Source organism: Robiginitalea aurantiaca (genome assembly GCF_030380815.1).
Lineage (GTDB): Bacteria > Bacteroidota > Bacteroidia > Flavobacteriales > Flavobacteriaceae > Robiginitalea > Robiginitalea aurantiaca.
On record NZ_JAUDUY010000003.1, the window covers coordinates 171,406 to 192,934 of the forward strand.

A 21,529-nucleotide genomic window follows, 5' to 3' on the forward strand; every position below is an offset into this window, starting at 1 on the left:
GGAACCATTATGGTACTTCAATCTCGTTTACGATACGGTTGATAATCTCCTCCGGGGCTACATTTTCTGCTTCAGCCTCATAGGTGATGCCGATTCTATGGCGGAGCACATCGTGCACCACTGCTCTGACATCCTCTGGAATCACATATCCCCTTCGTTTGATAAAGGCGTAACACTTCGCGGCAGTCGCCATATTGATACTACCCCTTGGTGAGGCGCCGAAGCTGATCAGAGGCTGCAATTCTTTCAAATTGTATTTTTCGGGGAAACGGGTAGCAAAGACGATGTCGAGGATGTACTTTTCAATTTTTTCATCCATGTAGACTTCCCGGGCTACTTTCTGACCGGACATAATCTGTTTCAGGCTTACCACAGGGCGTATCTCAGGAGCCTTTCCAAGCATGTTCTGTCGCATGATCAGCTGCTCCTCGTTCATCTTCGGGTAGTCGATGATCGCCTTGATCATAAAACGGTCAACCTGGGCCTCCGGCAGCGGATAGGTTCCTTCCTGTTCAACAGGGTTTTGAGTTGCCATAACTAAAAAGGGCTCATCCAGCACAAAGGTTTCGTCCCCTATGGTAACCTGGCGTTCCTGCATGGCCTCCAGCAATGCGGATTGTACTTTGGCAGGCGCCCGGTTGATCTCATCGGCCAAAACAAAATTGGCAAAGATGGGACCCTTTTTTATAGAGAAGTCGTTCTCCTTGATGTTATAGATCATGGTACCTACAACATCGGCGGGTAAGAGGTCCGGCGTAAACTGGATTCTCGAAAAACTTCCTTTAACCGTTTTGGCGAGTGTGTTAATGGCGAGCGTTTTTGCAAGTCCGGGCACCCCTTCAAGCAGGATATGACCCCTGCCCAGCAATCCGATCAATAGCCGTTCGATCATATGACGCTGGCCTACGATTGCTTTATCCATCTCCTGGATCAGCAAGTCGATAAAAGCACTTTCCTGAGCAATTTTCTCATTTACAGCACTTATATCCACAGTTTTGGTTTCTTCCATAAAAAGGATTTAGATTTCGATTGTCAACACACTGAAATATTGCAACTCGCAAATTGAAAATTTATTTAGTGATTGCCTGTTAACGATTGGTTAAAAATAGCGGAAAACCCCCAGTTTTATGACCCTTTTAAGGGATTTTCTCATTACTTTCACGGGGTATGAAAAACACGGTAACTTACTCGGGAATTATAGCCGGGACAATGACCTGGGGTAGCTGGGGTCGCCAGTATTCTCAGGGCGAAATGGCCTCGTTGATAAATCGCTGTCTGGAGATGGGTATTACCACCTTTGATCATGCCGATATTTACGGGGGTTACACCACGGAAGCGGACTTCGGGAAAGCCTTTTCAGAAAGTGGCGTAGACCGGCAAAACGTGCAGTTTATCAGTAAGTGTGGGATACAAATGCCTTCCGAGGCGCGTCCCCTTGGGGTGAAGCACTATGAGTATGGGACAGATTACATCATTCACTCTGCGGTAACCTCCCTGCAGCACTTGAAGACGGAGTATCTGGACCTGCTGTTACTCCATCGCCCCAGCCCACTGATGCATCCTGAAGAAGTGGCTGCGGCCTTTTCGGCCCTTCGGGATTCCGGTAAGGTGCGCGCATTCGGAGTGTCTAATTTCACTCCTTCTCAAATTTCACTGATCGGGTCGGCAGTCCCGGTTGAAGCCCATCAGTTTGAATGTTCTCTTACAGCAGAAACTCCTTTGTGGGACGGAACGCTCGACGATTGTATAGTCCACGGGCGTACTGCAATGGCATGGAGCCCATTGGGAACCTACTTCCGGGAAGCAAATGAACAAAATACACGGATCGCAGATTGTCTGAAGCCTTTATGTGAGAAGTATCAGGCTACCGAAACACAGCTATTGCTGGCATGGTTACTTCGGCATCCCGCCGCAATCCATCCGGTGGTGGGGACAACCAAACCAGAGCGCCTTCAGGAATCAATGGATTCAATGAACCTCGACCTGGAGCTACAGGATTGGTTTTTGATGTTGGAAGCCAGTCAGGGAAGTGAAGTACCATAAAAAGTAATTAAACATATGGATCGAACAGTTTTTATTACGGGCGCGAGCAGTGGCATCGGAAGGGCGACTGCGGAGTTGCTTGCGGAAAAAGGGTTCCGCATTATCGCTTGTGGCCGAAGGGAAGAACGTCTGCAGGCACTGAAAGAGAAATGGGGCGAGAAAATACATGTACTGTGTTTTGACGTTCGCGACAAGGACGGTGTTTTCAAAGCTGTAGCCCAGCTACCGCCGGAATTCAGGGCAATTGACATCTTAATCAACAATGCGGGGAACGCCCATGGGATGGATCCGATAGACCAGGGAAGCCTGGACGATTGGGATGCGATGATCGACATCAATGTAAAGGGCCTGCTGTATGTAACCAAGGCACTCTTACCCTCTTTACTCGATGGAAGTAATAGTCACATTATCAATATCGGTTCTACCGCTGGGAAGGAGGTATACCCAAAAGGGAATGTGTATTGTGCGAGCAAATTTGCTGTGGATGCGATCAATCAGGCTCTGCGCATCGACCTGAACGAGCACGGTATACGGGTAGGAGCCGTGAACCCCGGACTTGTTGAAACCGAATTCAGTGAAGTGCGTTTTAAGGGTGATTCTCCCAGGGCAGCAGGTGTTTATAAGGGATTTCAGCCCCTTACTCCCGAGGATATTGCAGAGGTAATCCACTTTGTAATCAGCCGCCCGCCCCATGTGAACATCGCCGATTTAGTTGTCATGCCTACCGACCAGGCAAGCAGTACGATTGTTCGTAAAGACTTATGATTAATAAACGCCTGCTGATTAAAAACCTGCTCGCCCATAATGACGAGAACAGTTTTTATGACAAAAAACGGGTAATTGACATCAGTCAGAAGGAAGGCAAGGCAAAATTCCTTAAACACGTTTGCGCCCTTGCGAACAGCAATCCAAAAAACAGATCCTATATTGTTATTGGTGTTGAGGATGAGGACAACGAGATCGTCGGGGTCGATTTTTTTGACGATAGCAAGATTCAGAATCTGGTCAACGCTTATCTGGACAACCCTCCATTGATTTCATATGAAAACGTCCTTTTTCCGCACCTTCCGGAAGGACGGGTTGTCGGCCTGGTTACCATAACTTCGTCCGGTAAGATCTGTGCCCTTAGACGCAATATCTGGAAGTATTACGGAGGTGCCGTCTTCATCAGGGAAGGCAGTATCAGCATGCCGAAAAATTTTGACATCTCAATCTCCGACCGCAACGCTACAACCGTAGCCCAAATAGAGCGACATGCCAGGAACAATATCGAGCTGACCCTTGATGGGGTAATCGATTTCCTGAATCACAGGCATAGGGATCTGAGCAGCCACTACAGGGTTTTCAAAGAGCAGTTTGTGGTTTGTTGGGCAGGAAATAAAAAAGAAGTCAAGCAGGAGGTCTATTATTCCAGGGTGGATATTGAACTGATCAACGAACAGGTGAAGTTGTTTTATTCATCCCTGGATGAAGTTTCCATTTCCTCAGATTCAGATTCCTTTTACATTACCGAATACATTTATCTCGGTCTGGACGACCAGAAGCGCTATTACCCCCTGGAAAAAGTGACCATTAAATTTTCGGATAACGGGACGTATCAGATATTTGGCGAACTTATTTTTGACCCGCCCCAATACGAACGCAAAACCCTTCATCATATATTGAACACCAATAAATCCCTGCTTCGAAAACTCGTTAAGGGAATATCGCTTAAGCCTACTGAGATTAAGGACCTGCAGCGGTTCCCTGCCACAACGCTGATCTGTTACCTCAATGGATTTGAAGAGGCGGAAGAACTCATGCTTTCATCCCGAAAATTGCTTAAAGAGCGAGATGCCGAAATCTACAGCTCCCTCAAGGAAGCGCTGCGAATTTTGCGAAAAGTGCGCTACAATTAGGTCAATACTTTGTAAGCCACAACAGATCTGCAGGGGGAAGTTCGAGCAATCCACTCTGAACCTGCCTGGTTGTGCCATCGATCAGGTTGTGATATTTTCCATTTTTGATAAATCCCAAAGCGCTTAAGAGGGAAGTATTTACGACCTGCGGGCTATCGTCGAAATTGGCCAGTACCAGGATGCCTTTTGAAGATCCCGCCCCTCTTTCAAAAACGAGAAGGTGTTCATTGCCGGCATCGTGAAATTGAATGTTGTAATGATCTGCAAAACAGCCCTTTTGTTTTCTCAATGCAATCAGGTGTTGCAACCCGTAAAAAACCTTTGAGGAATGCGATTTTTTGGAAGGTAGCCCAGATACCGTTTCCCAGTCGTGTATGGGACGGTTGATCCAGCGGCTGTCCATGACTTTATCGGGTTCCGCCATATAGGAATAGTCATTGAGCATTGCAATTTCGTCACCCGCATAGATCAGGGGGATCCCCGGAGTGGCCAGGATAATTCCATAAAGCATCAGGATTCTGCCAACGGCTAAATCGATTTTTGAATCGTCTCCTTCTTCCAGGGCCTTTTCGAGTCCCAAAAGGGAAGCAGTACTTCCTGTTATCCGGCCGTCGCCTGTAAGGGGGTTATACATAAAAACGGCTCCTTTGGCCGGGCTCCATTCCATCCGTTGGCAAAAATAGTCCAGCAGGAAACGTCGGTGAGCCTGAGGATCCCATCCCATGGCGGCAATGTGGGAATCGTCAAATCCCAACCCGATATCATCGTGACATCGGATATAATTGATCCAGGTACACGAGTCGGGTATTGTAGGAATGTTTTTGATGCTGTGGCGTAGTAATCCGGTTTTTTTAGTGGCCACGGAATTCCATAAACAGGCCATAAAGGTTGCGTTGTAAGCGATTTCGCATTCATTCCCTTTAAGAATACCCTTTCCGAAATACTTTATGATTTCATGCGGGGCCACAATCGCTTCTGCCAGAATAATTACCCCCGGGGCAACCACTTGCAGGCACAGTCTGAAGAGCGCGATCAACTGATGCGCCTCTGGCAGATTTTGGGAGGTTGTGCCGATTTTTTTCCATAGGAAGGCCAGGGCATCAAAGCGGATCACGTCAACCCCTTTGTTGGAGAGATCAACCAGGTTCGTCAGCATAGCCAGGAATACCTCTGGATTGGTGTAATTCAGATCCCACTGATAGGAGTTGAACACGGTCATGACCCATCGCCGCATTTCGGGAGAGTAGGTGAAATTTCCGGGTGAAGTTTCTGGAAACACTTCCGGCAGGCTTAGTTCATAAAGATCCGGGAGATTCCTATCTGGAAAAGTGTAATAAAACTCCTGAAATTCCGGGTTACCTCGCTTTGCTTTTAGCGCCCACGGAAACTCATCAGAGGTGTGGTTGACCACGAAATCGAGCATGAGGCAAATACCTTTATCCCGAAATGCTGCGGTGAGGCGATCAAAATCCCGGGCAGTTCCGAAGACAGGGTCGATTTCCGTATAGCTGTTCACGGAATAACCCCCGTCATTGGGCCCTGAAGGTCTTTTGGTAATCGGCATCAAATGCAGGAAATTGATGCCCAGCGATTCGAAATAGGGGATTTTCTCTTCCAGGGCTTTAAGGTTTCCACAAAACCGGTCCACATAGAGTTGCATTCCGACCCAGTCCCCGGATTGATACCAATTTCCCTCCATTTGACGGGTCAGATCCTGTATTTTCAATTCCCTGGATCGCCTGCTGAAGAGTTCAGGCAGCAGATCCTGAAGTTTTGTAAAATGCTGCTTATGGGCGCTGTCCGGATAAAGAGAGAAGAACAAATCCTGAATCAGGGTATAATTGGCGGCAAGCCTTGTCTCGAATAACCCCTTGAGTTTCGCGTTTGTGGGTGCCTTTCCAATATGACCCGTAAGGGTTTTGTGTATGGCGGCCTGGTTCATCTTAGGGCTTGCTTGAGTTCTTCCTGGCTGGGGAGGGAGGGGATGGCTCCAAATTGTGTTGTGGTAAGTGCTCCCGCCACATTCGCTTTCCGGACCATTTCCATTAGAAATTCGAAGTTTCCGGTTACTTCGGACGGATCGTCCAGGCCAGACAACAAATAGAGCAAACAACCGATAAATGAATCTCCTGCACCCGTCGTATCCACAGGCTGAACGGCTATGCTGGGAATAACCCCATGACGGGTTCCCGTGCTGAGAAAGGTCCCCTCGCTACCGAGGGTTATTACGATAGCTTCCGCACCCACATCGTGCAGAACGGCGCAGGCTTCTGTAAGATCCTCCTTGCCGCTTAAGAGCTGGGCTTCTTCAAGCGAAAATTTGCACAGATGCGATTTCTCGACAAATGGGATGCATTTTTTTATAAAGGCGGATTCCCGTCGTTTCCATAAATCCTGCCGAAAATTCGGATCAAAACTGATAAAAGCCCGCTCCGTCAGGCCATCGAAAAAGTAATGTCCGTAGGCGGCTTCCAACGGTCCCCCAAGGAGGGCAGTGGCAGCCCCGAGGTGCAGCATATTTCCCTTGAACTCAGATTTGATTTTGGGGAGGTATTTGAGTTCCCGGTCGGCACCCCGGCTAAACACAAAATCCCGCTCTCCGTTTTCAGCAATGGAAACAAAAGCAAGGGTGGTAAACGTATCTGATTTCTGCAGATGAAGGGTGTCGACTTTGTTTTCGATCAGGATATGCTCCAGGTAATTCCCAAACGGATCTTCTCCGATACAGCCAATAAAGGCGCTGTTCCCTCCTAATTTGGAAATAGCACAGGCTACGTTAGCCGGTGCGCCTCCAGCCTTCTTTGTAAAAACAGAGGCCTTCCTGAGATCACTCCCCTGGTTTTCAGCCACAAAATCGATGAGTAATTCACCGATGCAAAAGACTTTTTTCATTTCTTTTTTCTTTAAGTAAAGCCCTATTCTTACAGACTTACAGCAACCATGCTGGTCCGGATACTAAAAACGCTTGCCGATCGAAATACCGGCACGCGGATAGACATCGTTAAGCAGATCATTATTCACGAAGTTCCGGCCAACCCCCAGGAACAATTCTGCAATCCACTGGTTTTTTGTCATAAACTTACCCCCAATAGCAAGCCCCAATCCCGCCCCAAGAGCTGTATTTGACCTGCTGGTCCGCTCTGAAAAAAATGCCCCATTCCCTTCTGCAAAGAATCCGGCCGCCTTCTTTTTGCCAAAGTACAGGCGATAATAAGGGATGGCATTAAAGCGATAATCAATGGAATTGTCAAGGGCAAATCCAAGAGAAAGACCAAGGGCAGAGTCTTCACCAAGAATACGTTCATAAGAGATTTCCGCAAAACCCGCCAGCAAATAGGCGGCATTTAGCTTTAACTCATTAACGCCCAAGTCATTTGTGGTGTCATTTTGCGCGCGGAGACTCAGCGTCTGGCCCATGATCAGGAAGATAAAAAACACGAGGATCTTTCTTTGCATCGGATGGCCGGGTTAGGGATATAAAGGTATTACCTTTTACGCTTGATTTTAGGTCTAAGCTACAAGTCCGAAGTGATGAAATCAGACCGTTCTAAAGGAGTTGAAAAGTAGGTAGAAAAGAGATTTAAGCCAAAAAATGTGGCATAAATATCGTTGTTGCGTTTCAAAAATCATTGTCCGGTCGTACCTTTCACAACCGGGATCGGCAAGGGGTGTTGCTGTCGCGATTTCCCACTGATATTTACAGTAGTATTTTTATGAGAACCTATGTAATTGGTGATATTCACGGGGGACTGAAGGCATTGATGGAAGTGCTGTATCAAGCCCGGCCGGACCCGGACGACACGCTTATCTTCCTGGGGGATTATGTCGATGGTTGGAGCGATGCTGCGAATACCCTGGACTTTCTAATGGAGCTTCGACAAGGGTTTAAGTGTCTTTTTATCCGGGGAAATCACGATGAACTTTGTCTTCGATGGCTCAAAGAAGGAAAGGAGAATCCCCTTTGGCTTCAGGCTGGGGGGGAGGCAACGCAAAAATCATATACAGGTATTGGGTCTGCAACCCGAAAAGCGCATATAGACTTTTTGGAATCCCTACAGGATTATTATCTCGATGAGGGGAATCGCCTTTATGTTCACGCCGGATTTACAAACCCCAAAGGTGTGGCCCACGAGTATTTTTCAAAAAATTTTTACTGGGATCGAACACTTTGGGAAATGGCTTTAGCCCTGAATCCTGACTTACTAAGTAATGACGTGGTCTACCCTTCTCGCCTCAAGTGCTATCATGAGATTTTTATAGGACATACTGCCCTGACCAAAATCGGGATTACAGTCCCTTACAGACGCGGTAATGTATGGAATGTAGATACCGGTGCTGCACACAAGGGCCCACTTTCGATCCTGGAAGTTGCTTCTAAAAAGGTCTGGCAGAGCACCCCGGTACATTTGCTTTACCCGGAAGAAGCGGGGCGCAATTAACGACCTCAAAGTGTAGTACTCGGACCATTTTAACGCAAAATTCTTTCAGGGTCAGCGGCAAATTCTGTCAATCATACAGTGATGTATGCCGCTCATACAAATCCGCTATGGGATTTTGAAAAGATTTGAGAATTTACCGAAAAGCCGCTTAGGAGGTCCTCACTTTTCTTTTGATCGGAAAAGTTTCCTACTCCTTCTACAGGACCTTCATCCAAGTGGATTTTATTTTGGATTAGTTTGGTTAGTTTGAAAATCCGTTTTGACCCGGTTAGGGAGCAAAGCGGATTTTTACCTTCAGCCAAAATGCTGTGGTCGAACCACCCGAAAAGAATCTCAAATTGAGTCCCTGAAAATCCCTCTTAAAGATCGAATTTGATTCCCTGAGCCAACGGAAGACCTGTACTGTAATTTATGGTATTGGTCTGTCTGCGCATATAGATTTTCCAGGCATCAGAACCCGATTCTCTGCCGCCGCCGGTCTCTTTTTCTCCTCCGAATGCGCCTCCGATTTCGGCCCCCGAAGTGCCGATATTCACATTGGCAATACCACAATCGCTTCCTCCTGCTGAAAGAAACGTTTCCGCTTCTCTTAAATTATTGGTCATAATTGCTGAAGACAATCCCTGACGGACACCGTTTTGGATGGCGATTGCATTTTCAACATCCCCCTTGTATTTAAGCAAGTACAGGATGGGTGCAAAGGTTTCGTCCTGAACGATTTCAAAATGATTTTCAGCTTCTGCAATCGCGGGCTTTACGTAGCATCCACTCTCGAAGCCCTCACCCTCCAGCACACCGCCGGGAACAAGAAGTTTTCCGCCTTCTGCCACTACTTTCTCCAGGGCATTTTTGTACATGGCTACGGCGTCTGTGTCAATCAGCGGACCCACGTGATTGTTTTCATCCAGTGGGTTGCCGATTTTCAATTGATTGTAGGCCGCGACAAGGGCGTCTTTTACCTGATCGTAGATCGATTCGTGTATAATGAGTCTTCTCGTGGAAGTACATCGCTGTCCACACGTTCCTACTGCCCCGAAAACAGCCCCGATAATGGTCATCTTAATATCGGCATCCGGTGTGACGATAATGGCATTGTTTCCGCCGAGTTCCAGTAGTGTTTTGCCAAGACGCGCTCCAACGGCCTGAGCGACGATTTTACCCATTCGGATAGAGCCAGTGGCCGAAATTAAGGGGATACGGGTATCGTGGGTCAGGTATTCCCCTACCCGATAGTCGCCATTGATAAGGCATGAAATTCCTTCAGGCATCCCATTGGCCTGGAAAACCTCAGCGGCAATTTTTTGGCAGGCCACCCCACACAGAGGAGCTTTTTCAGAGGGTTTCCATACGCAGACGTCCCCGCATACCCAGGCCAGGGCCGTATTCCAACTCCATACCGCTACGGGAAAATTAAAGGCCGAGATAATACCGACCACTCCCAGAGGATGATATTGTTCGTACATCCTGTGCTCAGGTCGTTCCGAATGCATTGTCAATCCATGAAGTTGCCGGGACAACCCTACTGCAAAATCGCAGATATCGATCATCTCCTGTACCTCCCCCAGGCCTTCCTGATAGGATTTCCCCATTTCATAGGAAACCAATTTACCCAAAGGTTCTTTTAGCTCCCGCAGACGCTGACCGAATTGCCGGACTATTTCCCCGCGTTTTGGGGCGGAGACCTTACGCCATATTTTAAAAGCTTCCGTAGCAGTAGAAAGGACTTTGTCGTAATCGGCTTTAGTCGTTGTTTGTACTTTGCCGATCAGCGAATTGTCGACAGGGGAAAAGCTTTGGAGTATCTCCCCGTTTGCAAACCATGAATTCCCGGTGGATGAGCCTGGGTTCAATTCTTCGATTCCAAGCATTTTCAGAGCCTGTTCCATTCCAAAATCAAGTGCCACTTCTGCCATTGTACTGTGCTTTAAATTTGTTTTATTAAATCAGCACAAAATTACAAAATCTATCGGGGGTACAGACCGATGACCCATAAATCTTTTTAGACTACAAAAGGCGTTAAAACCGCTTTTTAGCGTTGGTTAATCCTTTGAGGTAAATCGCGCATCGGCTTCCATAACCGTGCCGCATCGGTCACAAGTGCGCAACTCCACAGAGGAATAAAAAGCTTCAAAATGCGGCAGGAAATCCGCTTCAATGTCTTTTAGCGTAAAATAGACTTCGTGCAATTTATGGTTGCAGGAATCGCAATACCACAACAACCCGTCTCTCAGGTTGAGGTGTTCTCTCCGACGTTCGATAACCAGGCCGATTGAACCCGCATGCCTGACCGGGGAGTGAGGCACTCCTGCGGGATGAAGATACATATCGCCAGGGCCCAGTTTCAGGATTTCCTTTTTACCATTTACCTGCGCGTGGACCTCTATAGTCCCCTCGAGCTGATAAAAGAGTTCTTCAGTTTCATTGTAGTGATAATCTTTGCGGGCATTGGGGCCTCCGACTACCATGACGATATAATCGGAAGCTTCTTTGTAGAGATTTTTATTTCCTACCGGAGGCTTTAATTCCTCCCGGTGTTCCTCTATCCATTTGTCAAGGTTAAAAGGAGCGCGAATTTCCATAGAACAGGGTCTGAATTGTGTCTCTAAATATAATTAAAAAGACAGACCCAACAGGGAGGATGCGGGGTTTAAGGATGTAGGTGGAAATTACTGGAGATAAAACAATTGGGTGTAATAAAGATTGCCCTGCGCATCTTTTTTAATGCTGATAGCGGTATGGGTGAAGTTTCCTTCCATTGTTTTTTTATGGGAATCGCTTGCTAACCAGCCTTCAAGAGCCTGAGCTGCCGTATTGTGATTTCTGGCCACATTTTCAGAAACAGCCTTGGCGGCGACTTTGGAGGAAATTCCCGAGGCACGTGCGGTGAAGTTGTCGTGGTTCAGGGATCCGGAAGCAATCATATAGTCGGTATGCGCATTGGCATAATCATAGGCAATACTGCTGAAAATTAGTGCAGATTCCCCAACTGATTCGCGATGGGCATTGACTAAATCCAGTAATTCACCTTCCATTGCGGTTACGTTCTCCGCCACAGAAAAAATAGGTTCTTCGGCTTCCTTGGAACAGGACATGACAAAGACCAGGCAAAATGCCAATAAAGCGTGCTGCAATTTCATTTTCATATAGTGTTCTGCTTGCAGGCTAACTACTCAGATAAGAAAGGGTTGTTCTCGTTCCCGCCTTTCGGATGGGAAGTTTAATATTACTTAAAACATCAGAAAGTAAGGAGATTAGCACTCGATTTTTCGATTAAAGGCCTGATCCTAACGGAGAGCGGATGAAATGCAATAAATTCAGGTCAGAATATCACACCTAAAGCACGAAAAGAAAGCTTGTAAAGTCAGAATAAGTTTACAGAAATGATTTCTTATCGTGTAGGAATTCGGGTTCAAGTATCCCGGAGAAGATCAGCGATCCTGAATCTTTGATCGGTTTGTAAAGAATGGATTGTTCAAAGGCATCAGGAGCTAAGAGGTCAAGGGGTTGGTTCGCCCGTTCCAGAAAACTCATCAGGACTCCAAGGATAATAGCGACCTTAACGATCCCGAAAATACCCCCAGCAATACGGTTCAGGAAACCGAGCATCGCAAAATCCGCCGCTTTTGAGAGCAATTTTCCAAGTAAATTCACCCCGATCAGAATTGCGAGGAAGGTAATTACAAAGGCTGAGATTTTGATAAAGGTTTCATTCCAGTCCAGCTGTTCACTGAGATACCCCGCAGTGATATAGGAAAAATGGATGGTTCCGTAAAAAGCAGCGATAAGGGCCACTACGGAAGCTATTTCGACGAACACACCGTTTCTCCAGCCTTTGTAGAGGCCGAAAAGCAAAAGCCCTCCGAGAATGATATCCACTATACTCATAATCTGCTTTCAACAAATATAGACATTGATTTGTACCTTTGGCCGTCATCCAAGAGTGTATTTTAACAAGGGCATATGTCACGAGATCCGTTACTTAAAGAAAGGTGGGATTTACTCTCCCGTAAACTATCTGATCAATTTGCAGATGGGGACCCCTTGGACCTTGATGCCATTATTTATTTAATCGGGGTTCAGGAACTGGGGCAGCTGCACCGGAAATTTAAGAAAGACGAAAAAATAAACCTGATGCACATTGCGATTTGCAGGTTGCTGGAACCTTATGGTTACTATGCATTCGATCATTTTGATCAGGAAGGCTGGCCTCATTATACCCTTTTGGAAGCGCTTCCGACCTTGAAGGCAGGGGAGCAATCCGTCCTGATGAAAGAGGCTATTGTCTCGTATTTTACAGAGAAAAGCTATTTGGAATGACGGCGGGATACTACGCGGTGATCTTTACTTCCAAACGCACATCCGGGGATGAAAGCGCTTATGCTGAAATGGCCCAGCGCATGCATGATTTGGCAGCTTCGCAACCCGGTTTTCTGGGAGTGGAATACGCCAGGGACACATTGGGAATCACTGTGAGTTACTGGGATTCCCTCAAAAGTATTGCGGACTGGAAAACCAACGCTGAGCACCTCATCGCACAGGAACGCGGAAGAAAGTATTGGTATGAGTCCTACCGGATTCGAATTTGTAAAGTGGAACGGGAGTACGATTTTCAAAAACAACCCGCCCCTGGGCCGGATTCGAAGAAATAGCGATTCCTTAACCCTGCCCGGGTTGGAAGCGCCTCGCGAAAGCCCTATTTTTGACTAAATCCCGATCCTTTATGCTAAATCCGGTATCATTCTCCGCCCTGAATCGTTCTGAAGATATTGCGAATCTGAAAGAGGTGGATCTCGTCGTAATCGGTGGAGGGATCACCGGGGCTGGGATTGCCCTTGATGCAGCTTCGAGAGGACTAAGTGTTGTACTGCTTGAGAAGGGGGATTTCGCTTCGGGCACCAGTAGTAAATCCACAAAATTGATTCACGGGGGGCTCCGCTATCTGAAACAATTTGATTTCTGGCTTGTCAAGGAGGTGGGATCTGAACGCGCCATTGTCCACAAACTGGCGCCTCATCTGGTCCTCCCTGAAAAAATGCTGCTTCCCTTGATTGAAGGCGGGTCATATGGCAAATGGTTAACGTCAATCGGACTCAAGGTTTACGATATCCTGGCACAGGTAAGCGGGGACGATAAACGCAGGATGCTCGAGAAAAAGGAAGCCCTCCAATTGGAGCCACTTTTACCAAAAAAAGGTTTAAAAGGGGCCGGGTACTATGCGGAATACAGGACAGATGATTCGCGACTGACCATCGAAAACATAAAGACAGCACTTCACTTTGGAGCAAAGGCGCTCAACTATGCTGAGGTTACCGATTTCCTATACGGAACCGACGGGCAGTTAAGCGGGGTTGTCGTTTCGGATGGTATAGGGGGAGGTAGTTTTGAGATCACCTCCAGATATGTCATAAATGCTGCCGGGCCCTGGGTGGATGAACTCCGGAGCGTGAACCAGAGCAAAAAGGGAAAAAGGCTACACCTGACCAAAGGGGTGCATCTGGTTTTTCCGCATGAGAAACTGCCTGTAAAGCAGTCTGTTTATTTTGACGTCCCCGATGGGCGAATGATCTTTGCTATTCCCAGAGGAAAAATCACATATGTCGGAACAACCGATACGACCTACAATGCAGACAAAGATGAGGTTCATACAGATTTGGCGGATGCCATTTACCTTATCGCTGCCGTCAATAATATGTTCCCGTCCATAGAACTTGAAATGTCGGATATCATTTCTTCATGGGCAGGTCTCAGGCCTCTGATTCACGAGGAGGGGAAGTCGGCTTCTGAGCTATCGCGGAAAGATGAGATTTTTACTTCAGATTCCGGTCTCATCAGTATTGCAGGCGGAAAACTGACCGGGTACCGAAAGATGGCGGAACGGGTCGTAAACCGCATTGCGGAGGACTTTGAGGAGTTCGAGGGCAGAGAACTCAAGGCGTGCACAACGGATCAGATCCCCCTCAATGGAAGTGATTTTACCAAATTCAAACAGGTTTCAAAATACATAGCTCAGGTTCAGGCCAGGCTTGAACCCGAAGGGTTAACCGCTTATGACGCATGGTTTTTGGTGACGAATTACGGGAAACAGACAGATCGGATATTGCGTATTTTCAGCGACCTCAAAGACCCGGATCCTTATTGGCGTCTTATGAAAGCGGAGCTTCATTTCGCTCTGGATCACGAGATGATACACAACCCTATGGATTTTTTAATTCGCAGGACAGGAAGGCTTTATTTTGATATTGAAAGCATTGGGAAATACCTGGAAAAGGTCGCAGAAGAATGCGCGCTCAGGTTAAACGCGAGCGCGGGGGTAATGTCGGGATGGGTTGCGGAAATGAAACTGCAAATAAAACAACACAGCTCCTTTGAGCTTTGATTGCGGGTATCAGCTTATTCGATCGGCAAGTCGGGCAAATACTTTTTTCGGGTTTTTGTTCTGATAGAGCACCTCATACACCGCATCTATAATCGGGGTCTTTACTTTTTTCTCGAAATCCTCCTTGATTTTATAGGCGCTGCTGACGGCATAATACCCCTCAGCTACCATATTCATCTCCATCATGGCGCTTTTCACGGTATAGCCTTTACCAATCATATTGCCGAACATCCTGTTTCTGCTGAAAATGGAGTACCCGGTTACCAGCAGATCTCCGAGATACGCCGAGTGATTGATATTCCTGTCGATATTATAGAGGCGTTTTGTATATCTCTTCATTTCCCGGATGGCATTGCTCATCAGGACGGATTGAAAATTATCCCCGTAGCCGAGTCCATGTGCAATCCCTGCGGCGATCGCATAGATATTCTTCAGCATGGCTGCGTACTCGGTGCCTATGATGTCCTTACTGACCTTGGTTTTGATGTAGGAACTCCGGAGTGCACTGGCGACCTGTTCTGCTTTCTTTGGGTCGGCACAGGCAATGGTCAGGTAGGATAATCGTTCCAGCGCTACCTCTTCAGCATGGCATGGGCCTGTAATCACCCCAATATCCTTAAATGGGATATCGTAATTGTCGTGGAAGTGTTCGCCTACAATCTTCCCGCTCTCCGGGACGATCCCTTTGATGGCTGAAAAAATAGTCTTCCCTTTGAGCTTAACGTGAATCTTTGATAATTCGGCCTCGAGAAAGGCGGAAGGAATGGCAAAGATCAAAACGTCAGCATAGGAAATCGCCTGGTCTATTTCGTCGGTAAGGCTGAGTTTTGCGGTGTCAAAAGAAACCGAAGTCAGATAATTCGGATTATGTCCGTGTTCATGGATATAGTCAATGGCATCCGAATTGCGCATATACCAGCAAACTTCATCCAGATTTTCGCAAAGCATTTTCACGATGGCAGTGGCCCAGCTTCCTCCGCCCAGGACGGCAAATTTTTGAAACTCCATTACGCTGATCAGGTTTGCGTCCAAAAGTACTCAAAAATTTAAGCAGTCCTGAGTGGGGGCATTCAGAAGCTGCATGTAACAGATCTGTCTCCGGGCGCTGAAGTCCAGCTGTTTTGGGGCCTAAACCTGAGATTTCCGGGCCATTTTAGGGCACCCCCGTTTAATAATGCTATTTTTGCGGCCTTAAAATAGCGTTTTGAAGAAATACCTCAACCTGTTTGATTTTTCGCAGAAAGTAGATTACCGGACGGAAGTCCTCTCGGGATTTACCGTGGCTCTTGCTTTGGTGCCCGAGGCTATTGCATTTGCACTTATTGCCGGCCTTTCACCCCTGACCGGACTCTATGCGGCATTTGTCATGGGACTCATCACCTCAATTTTTGGAGGACGACCCGGGATGATTTCAGGGGCGACGGGGGCCGTTGCAGTAGTCATCGTTTCGCTTGCTGCTTCCCACGGGGTGGAATATGTTTTTGCCACGGTTATTCTGGCTGGGCTACTACAGGTTACCGCCGGGGTACTCAGGCTCGGGAAGTTTATGCGCCTTGTTCCGCAACCCGTGATTTTCGGTTTTGTAAACGGGCTGGCAATCATCATATTTATGTCCCAACTGGATCAGTTTAAAACCGCAGATGGGCAGTGGATGGAAGGAATGTTGTTGTGGACTTTCCTCGGATTGGTATTTCTGACCATGGGAATTATATGGCTCCTTCCCAGACTGAGCCGTGTGGTACCCGCTTCCCTGGTTGCGATCCTGGTCGTATTTGGCATTGTCCTGGTATTTGATATCCCCACCAGAAACATCGGCGACATCGCCTCCATAAAGGGGAGTTTCCCGCCGTTTCATATACCATCCCTTCCGCTTACCCTTGAGACTTTAACCATAATTTTCCCCTATGCCGCTGTGGTTGCAGGAGTGGGCCTCATTGAGAGCTTACTGACCCTCAATATTGTTGATGAAATCACAGAAACCCGGGGTCATAGTAATAAAGAAGCCGTGGCCCAGGGAACGGCGAACATACTGTCCGGATTTTTCTCGGGTATGGGGGGTTGTGCCATGATAGGACAGAGCCTTATCAATACTTCGAATGGGGCACGTGCACGACTTTCAGGCATTGTTGCGGCCCTTATGCTCCTCGCATTTATTATGTTTGGTGCACCCCTGATCGAAAGGGTACCTATGGCTGCACTTACCGGATTGATGATTATGGTGGCACTCGGAACCTTTGAATGGGCCAGTCTGCGCACTTTCCGGAGGATGCCCAAATCGGATGTTCTGGTGATGATTCTGGTCACCCTGGTCACCATATTCCTCCACAACCTTGCCCTGGCTGTTTTGGTGGGGGTAATCATTTCCGCCCTGGTTTTTGCCTGGGATAATGCAAAGCGAATCCGGGCCCGGAAATATATCGATGAGGAAGGGGTTAAACACTACGAGATATACGGTCCGCTGTTTTTTGGTTCAATTGGACTTTTTAACGAAAAGTTCGATGTACAGGGAGATCCCCAGGAAGTCATTATTGACTTTCAGGAAAGCCGGATCGTAGACATGTCTGCAATAGAAGCTTTGAACAAGCTTACAGAGCGGTACCTGAAAGTGGGCAAAAAGGTGCATTTGAAACACCTCAGTTCGGACTGTCTTAAATTGCTCAGAAACGCCGATGAGATCATTGAGGTCAACGTTCTTGAAGATCCTACCTACAAGGTCATTACAGATACGCTGTGACCTGATTCTCCTTTCGATTCCCGGCTGAAGCGACCGGGCTTTCTTTCAAGGCATAAGAGGTGACAAACCCTTCTGCGTTTAAGGTTTTGTGCCCCATACCTCTGGAAAATTCCTTAACTTGTTTTGAGCAAGCTGAAACAGTTTTACGGGTCTACTACCTGAAGGCTGAATCGTTTAAAAGGCAGCGTTATGGAGAAGCCCTCAAAAAACATCGAAATGGCCAACAAAGCCCATGAGGCGATCCCGGGAAATCCTTCAACGGCCACGAGCAGTACGAAAAAACTGAACGATCGCTCCGGAGGCCAACCCTTATGCCTGCTTAGCGAGACAGATTGGACACATTGGATCGAACAGGGGTACGTCGTTATTAAACAGGCTATTTCTAAAGCCCAGGCGACAGAAACAGCTAAATTTTTGTGGGAATTTGAGGAAAAAGACCCGGAGAACCCCGCGACCTGGTATGCTCCGCCAAGGGCAGAAATGCAAATGAAGGAATTGGCCGGAACGGGAATGGTTGAAGTATACAATCATCAGCATTTATGGGATAATCGACAGCAGCCAAAGATCTACAAGGCTTTTGTGGATATCTGGGGAACTCCGGAACTCTGGGTAACCATTGACCGGGCCAACCTGAATTTCCCTTCACGCCCGGGCTATGAACAAAAGGGGTTTATTCATTGGGACTATGACCCGGACACCCGACCTCAGAATGTACAGGGGGTTTTGGCGCTCTCGGATCAGACAGATCCCGAAATGGGCGGGTTTCAGTGCATTCCATGGCTCTACAGGAATTATGAGGCGTGGAAAAAGGATCAGCCGGAGGATCGGGATCATTTTCAACCGGACATCAGCGGTTTGGAAGATAAACTGGTGAAGGTAGCTCTTGAAGCAGGGGACCTGATGATCTTCAATAGCCTTTTACCTCATGGAATCCGTCCTAACCTTTCTAAGGATAAGGTAAGGATCGCCCAGTATATTTCCATGATGCCCGCCGAACCCGATAATGAAGCTCTGAGGCAATGGCGAATTCATTCCTGGAAAAACCGGGTCGCTCCTGAAGGGTATGCATTCCCCGGTGACCCGAGAAAATGGGAGCAGGAAAAATACAAAACCGCCCGTTTGTCCGAGCTTGGCCAAAAGCTTCTCGGCCTGGCGCACTGGTGAGATTATTCCCGAATCAGGCTTATGGCCAACCCTCCTCCCGGCGCCAGATGAAATGTCTGTTGTGAGGAGTTGTTTACCGTCTGTTTTTCTATTTCAAGAGCTGTTGGATTTTCCCGGAAATGCGCTTCGGGATGGTCCTTATAATATGTTGCCTGGAAGGAAATCCCATCGGGCAGGAAACTGAAATCGATTTCCAGATCCCTCGGGTTCTCATCGGTTATGGCCCCTACAAACCAGTTACCTGTATCCCGTTCTTCGCGGGCAATTGAAACAAAATCCCCCACCTCCCCGCTGAGTACTTTGGATTGTTCCCAATCCACACCCACATCCCGGATAAATTGAAATGCGGCCTGGCCTTCATAATTTTCGGGAAGGTCGCAAGCCATCTGTATGGGGCTGTATATCACAACATACAAGGCCAGCTGCTGGGCAAGGGTCGTGTTTACCTGGCTTTCGGGTTTTTGTGTGAGCCCGATGTCGAACACACCCGGGGTAAAATCGATTGGGCCTGCAAGCATTCGGGTAAAGGCTACAATGGGAAGGTGCTCGGGAGGATTGCCTCCTTCTACAGACCACGCATTGAATTCCTGTCCGCGCAACCCCTCACGGGAAATGGCATTCGGGTAGGTCCTTCTTAAGCCAGTCGCTTTGATCGGTTCATGGGCATTGATGGCTACCTGGTATTTAGCAGCCGTTTCCAGGACCTTTCTGTAGTGGTTGACCATCCATTGCCCGTGGTGGTATTCGCCTTTTGGGATGAGTTTCCCCACGTAGCCGGTCTTTACGGAATGCATTCCCAATTTATTCATCAGGGCAAAGGCAGTGTCTAATTGTTTTTCATAGGTTCTGGGGGCAGCCGAGGTCTCATGGTGCATAATGATTTCCACACCTTTTTCCCGTCCATAGGAGGCGAGGGCTTCGATATCATAATCCGGGTAGGGAGTGACAAAATCGAATACGCCTTCCCTGTCCTCAAATCCGATCCAACGCTCCCAACCTGTATTCCAGCCTTCAACCAACACCCCTTTGATATTGTTTTCGGCTGCAAAATCGATATAACGCATGGTGTTTTCCGTGGTGGCCCCGTGTTTTCCATGGGCTTTCCCGGTATCCACCCACTGATCCTTCTCATCCAATGTCATCCCGTAGTCCCAGGTGGCTATTGCCAAATGCATTTCCCACCAGATCCCGATGTATTTCATCGGGGTGAACCAGGAGACATCACCCAATTTATTTGGCTCGTTCAGGTTCTCAATGAGCCTGGACTCAATAAGGTCACCGGCTCGTTCGGCAATTTGGATTGTCCGCCATGGCGTCTTTAAGGGTAGGGCGCCTCTGACTTTATATCCCAGGCGGTCGGAACCTACCAGGGCACTGGTGAGTTTCAGGTCCTTGGGATCGACCTTTAATGTCATCCCGGCGTAGTCTGTAAGATCCGCCTCGTGGAAACTCAAATGGAGCCCCTCCTCGGAACGCATGGTCACTGGGGTATTCACTGCATTTTCCGGAATATAGGTGGAAGCAAGGTTGGGATGATCCTGTTTGGTAAGGGCGTTTATTTCCGAGACACGGGAGGTGTTGTAGAGGTGCTCATAAATGTCCCAGTCCCCGGGTATCCACCAGGTCATATGATCTCCTGTAAGATTGAATTCTGATTTTTCCTCCGTGATCCGAAGGCTGTCCCTTCCTTCCTGCCGGGGGAATTCATACCGGAAGGCAATACCATCCTCATAGGCCCTGAAATGCAGAATTAACTGCCGGCCAGGGGACGCTTCTTCTTTGAGAACAATGCGGGCCCCATTGTAATTGTTGCGGACCTCGCGTTGTTCCCCCCAGGGCATCTCCCAGGTTTCATCTTCTGAAGTCAGGCTGCTTTCCACCCACTGCATCCCATCCATGAGGGCCGGTTGATCTTTGAATTCAAAGCCCAGGGCCGAGCTGTCAATAACGGGCTTGCCGTCTCGCAATACCCGGTAACCCGGACGGCCAGAATCATCCAAATAAACAGCTACACCGTGGGTCTTTTGGGGAGACGACAACAATAGCATATCCTGTTCAGTTGCGTTTTGGCAACCGCTGATTGCGAGTAACAGGGCGAGAATAAATACAGTCAGAAAGAATCGGTTCATAAGGTTTTGGTTTGTTTAGAATCCTTACTGCATAGGCCGTTTTCAAAGTATAAACGAAATGGACTTCCAGGTTTCAGCAGTAATTCCAGGGATTTTCAAATCTAAAGATAGGAAGAATTCCCAATCGGGTATACGGGAAAACCGCTATTCGTATAAGATACCATGGTAGGGGAACTCCCGGTAAATGTCCCAGAATTTGCCGTTGTGCTTTAATAAAAACAGGCTGGAAACGTTGAAGGAGTCCTGAAAATTTCGCGAGTTAAATTCACTCCAGGCCTGCTCAAAATCGGCTTCTTTTAAATCCCGGGTTGCTATGGTCATATGGGGGTGAAAAACCCTTTTTTTGGAAGGCGACGGGAATCCCAATTCGGAGATCAAATGCGCTTTTAGCCGGGCTTGTAGTTCCTGCAGAGGGAGATGATCCCGTATTTTCACAAAGAGCACCCGGGGCGGAAAACAGTCGAACCCATCCAGGGTTACGTGGAAAGGCATTTCGCGTGATGCAAATTCCCTCAGGCAAGTGATTAGCCGGGGTTCCTCAGCTTCAAGTTTATGAAACGGCATCTGAAGGGTAATATGTGCAGGAGATTTAAGCGCATGTGCCGCACCGAATCGATCCCTGATTTCAGTTTTTAGGGCATGGACGCTATTCATGATCCCGGAGTTGGGAACAAGGCCAATAAAGTATTGTTTTTTAATCTCCGGAATTTCTTTTTCAGGCTTGGCCGGCATCTGGAAATAGTCTA

General features: G+C 47.7%; 20 protein-coding genes. 9 read left to right on the forward strand and 11 right to left on the reverse strand.

Annotation, left to right across the window (positions count from 1 at the left end):
• Nucleotides 1–7: 7 nt before the first annotated feature.
• Complete coding sequence (locus tag QU605_RS07190; RefSeq protein WP_289724607.1) at nucleotides 8–1,009, reverse strand: AAA family ATPase; 1,002 nt, start codon at nucleotides 1,007–1,009, stop codon at nucleotides 8–10.
• 158 nt (nucleotides 1,010–1,167) lie between these two features.
• On the opposite strand from QU605_RS07190, the gene QU605_RS07195 reads away from it, so the two are divergent.
• Genes QU605_RS07195 through QU605_RS07205 form a run of 3 tightly spaced genes read left to right on the forward strand, consistent with a single transcriptional unit; the run spans nucleotide 1,168 to nucleotide 3,941 of the window.
• Nucleotides 1,168–2,043: an aldo/keto reductase gene (locus tag QU605_RS07195; protein WP_289724608.1), complete on the forward strand. Its 876-nt coding sequence runs from the start codon at nucleotides 1,168–1,170 to the stop codon at nucleotides 2,041–2,043.
• 15 nt (nucleotides 2,044–2,058) lie between these two features.
• Complete coding sequence (locus tag QU605_RS07200; RefSeq protein WP_289724609.1) at nucleotides 2,059–2,808, forward strand: SDR family NAD(P)-dependent oxidoreductase; 750 nt, start codon at nucleotides 2,059–2,061, stop codon at nucleotides 2,806–2,808.
• The gene (locus QU605_RS07205; RefSeq protein ID WP_289724610.1) at nucleotides 2,805–3,941 is read left to right on the forward strand and encodes an ATP-binding protein; all 1,137 of its coding nucleotides are present in this window, start codon (nucleotides 2,805–2,807) and stop codon (nucleotides 3,939–3,941) included. Before QU605_RS07200 ends, QU605_RS07205 begins: the two co-directional genes overlap by 4 nt.
• A gap of 1 nt (nucleotide 3,942) precedes the next feature.
• Here the strand turns inward: QU605_RS07205 and QU605_RS07210 are convergent, their stop codons facing one another.
• The 3 genes from QU605_RS07210 to QU605_RS07220 all read right to left on the reverse strand — a co-directional run bounded on the left by QU605_RS07210 (nucleotide 3,943) and on the right by QU605_RS07220 (nucleotide 7,397).
• Complete coding sequence (locus QU605_RS07210) at nucleotides 3,943–5,883, reverse strand: alpha-amylase family glycosyl hydrolase (RefSeq protein WP_289724611.1); 1,941 nt, start codon at nucleotides 5,881–5,883, stop codon at nucleotides 3,943–3,945.
• Entirely contained in the window at nucleotides 5,880–6,833 is a 954-nt protein-coding gene (locus tag QU605_RS07215) for a carbohydrate kinase family protein (RefSeq protein ID WP_289724612.1), read from the reverse strand. Before QU605_RS07215 ends, QU605_RS07210 begins: the two co-directional genes overlap by 4 nt.
• 63 nt (nucleotides 6,834–6,896) lie before the next feature.
• A complete protein-coding gene (locus tag QU605_RS07220) occupies nucleotides 6,897–7,397 on the reverse strand; it encodes a DUF3575 domain-containing protein (RefSeq protein ID WP_289724613.1) in 501 nt (166 codons plus the stop codon).
• Between the two features lie 257 nt (nucleotides 7,398–7,654).
• Between QU605_RS07220 and QU605_RS07225 the strand changes: the two genes are divergently transcribed.
• Entirely contained in the window at nucleotides 7,655–8,380 is a 726-nt protein-coding gene (locus QU605_RS07225) for a metallophosphoesterase family protein (protein ID WP_289724614.1), read from the forward strand.
• A gap of 359 nt (nucleotides 8,381–8,739) precedes the next feature.
• Here the strand turns inward: QU605_RS07225 and amaB are convergent, their stop codons facing one another.
• The 4 genes from amaB to QU605_RS07245 form a co-directional block, all read right to left on the reverse strand.
• A complete protein-coding gene (gene amaB, locus QU605_RS07230) occupies nucleotides 8,740–10,293 on the reverse strand; it encodes an L-piperidine-6-carboxylate dehydrogenase (RefSeq protein WP_289724615.1) in 1,554 nt (517 codons plus the stop codon).
• Between the two features lie 126 nt (nucleotides 10,294–10,419).
• Nucleotides 10,420–10,959 (reverse strand): 3-hydroxyanthranilate 3,4-dioxygenase, encoded by a 540-nt coding sequence (locus QU605_RS07235; protein WP_289724616.1) that lies wholly within the window; start codon nucleotides 10,957–10,959, stop codon nucleotides 10,420–10,422.
• Nucleotides 10,960–11,046: 87 nt separating this feature from the next.
• Nucleotides 11,047–11,523 carry a CAP domain-containing protein gene (locus tag QU605_RS07240; protein WP_289724617.1) on the reverse strand — a complete coding sequence of 159 codons (477 nt, stop codon included), beginning with the start codon at nucleotides 11,521–11,523 and terminating at the stop codon, nucleotides 11,047–11,049.
• 229 nt (nucleotides 11,524–11,752) lie between these two features.
• Nucleotides 11,753–12,265: a CvpA family protein gene (locus QU605_RS07245; protein WP_289724618.1), complete on the reverse strand. Its 513-nt coding sequence runs from the start codon at nucleotides 12,263–12,265 to the stop codon at nucleotides 11,753–11,755.
• A 75-nt stretch (nucleotides 12,266–12,340) separates the two neighbouring features.
• Between QU605_RS07245 and QU605_RS07250 the strand changes: the two genes are divergently transcribed.
• From QU605_RS07250 to QU605_RS07260, 3 genes are all read left to right on the forward strand, one after another.
• Complete coding sequence (locus QU605_RS07250) at nucleotides 12,341–12,697, forward strand: hypothetical protein (RefSeq protein WP_289724619.1); 357 nt, start codon at nucleotides 12,341–12,343, stop codon at nucleotides 12,695–12,697.
• On the forward strand, nucleotides 12,694–13,029 hold the full coding sequence (locus tag QU605_RS07255; protein ID WP_289724620.1) for an antibiotic biosynthesis monooxygenase family protein: 336 nt from the start codon (nucleotides 12,694–12,696) through the stop codon (nucleotides 13,027–13,029). Before QU605_RS07250 ends, QU605_RS07255 begins: the two co-directional genes overlap by 4 nt.
• Nucleotides 13,030–13,100: 71 nt before the next feature.
• The gene (locus tag QU605_RS07260; RefSeq protein WP_289724621.1) at nucleotides 13,101–14,756 is read left to right on the forward strand and encodes a glycerol-3-phosphate dehydrogenase/oxidase; all 1,656 of its coding nucleotides are present in this window, start codon (nucleotides 13,101–13,103) and stop codon (nucleotides 14,754–14,756) included.
• A gap of 9 nt (nucleotides 14,757–14,765) precedes the next feature.
• On the opposite strand, the gene QU605_RS07265 is transcribed toward QU605_RS07260, so the two are convergent.
• The gene (locus QU605_RS07265) at nucleotides 14,766–15,764 is read right to left on the reverse strand and encodes an NAD(P)H-dependent glycerol-3-phosphate dehydrogenase (RefSeq protein ID WP_289724960.1); all 999 of its coding nucleotides are present in this window, start codon (nucleotides 15,762–15,764) and stop codon (nucleotides 14,766–14,768) included.
• A gap of 196 nt (nucleotides 15,765–15,960) precedes the next feature.
• Between QU605_RS07265 and QU605_RS07270 the strand changes: the two genes are divergently transcribed.
• A complete protein-coding gene (locus QU605_RS07270) occupies nucleotides 15,961–17,490 on the forward strand; it encodes a SulP family inorganic anion transporter (protein WP_289724622.1) in 1,530 nt (509 codons plus the stop codon).
• A 189-nt stretch (nucleotides 17,491–17,679) separates the two neighbouring features.
• Nucleotides 17,680–18,654 (forward strand): phytanoyl-CoA dioxygenase family protein, encoded by a 975-nt coding sequence (locus tag QU605_RS07275; protein WP_289724623.1) that lies wholly within the window; start codon nucleotides 17,680–17,682, stop codon nucleotides 18,652–18,654.
• A gap of 2 nt (nucleotides 18,655–18,656) precedes the next feature.
• Here QU605_RS07275 and QU605_RS07280 read toward each other — a convergent pair whose 3' ends face one another.
• Complete coding sequence (locus QU605_RS07280) at nucleotides 18,657–20,783, reverse strand: glycoside hydrolase family 97 protein (RefSeq protein ID WP_289724624.1); 2,127 nt, start codon at nucleotides 20,781–20,783, stop codon at nucleotides 18,657–18,659.
• A 144-nt stretch (nucleotides 20,784–20,927) separates the two neighbouring features.
• Entirely contained in the window at nucleotides 20,928–21,515 is a 588-nt protein-coding gene (locus tag QU605_RS07285; RefSeq protein WP_289724625.1) for a 2'-5' RNA ligase family protein, read from the reverse strand.
• Between the last annotated feature and the right edge of the window lie 14 nt (nucleotides 21,516–21,529).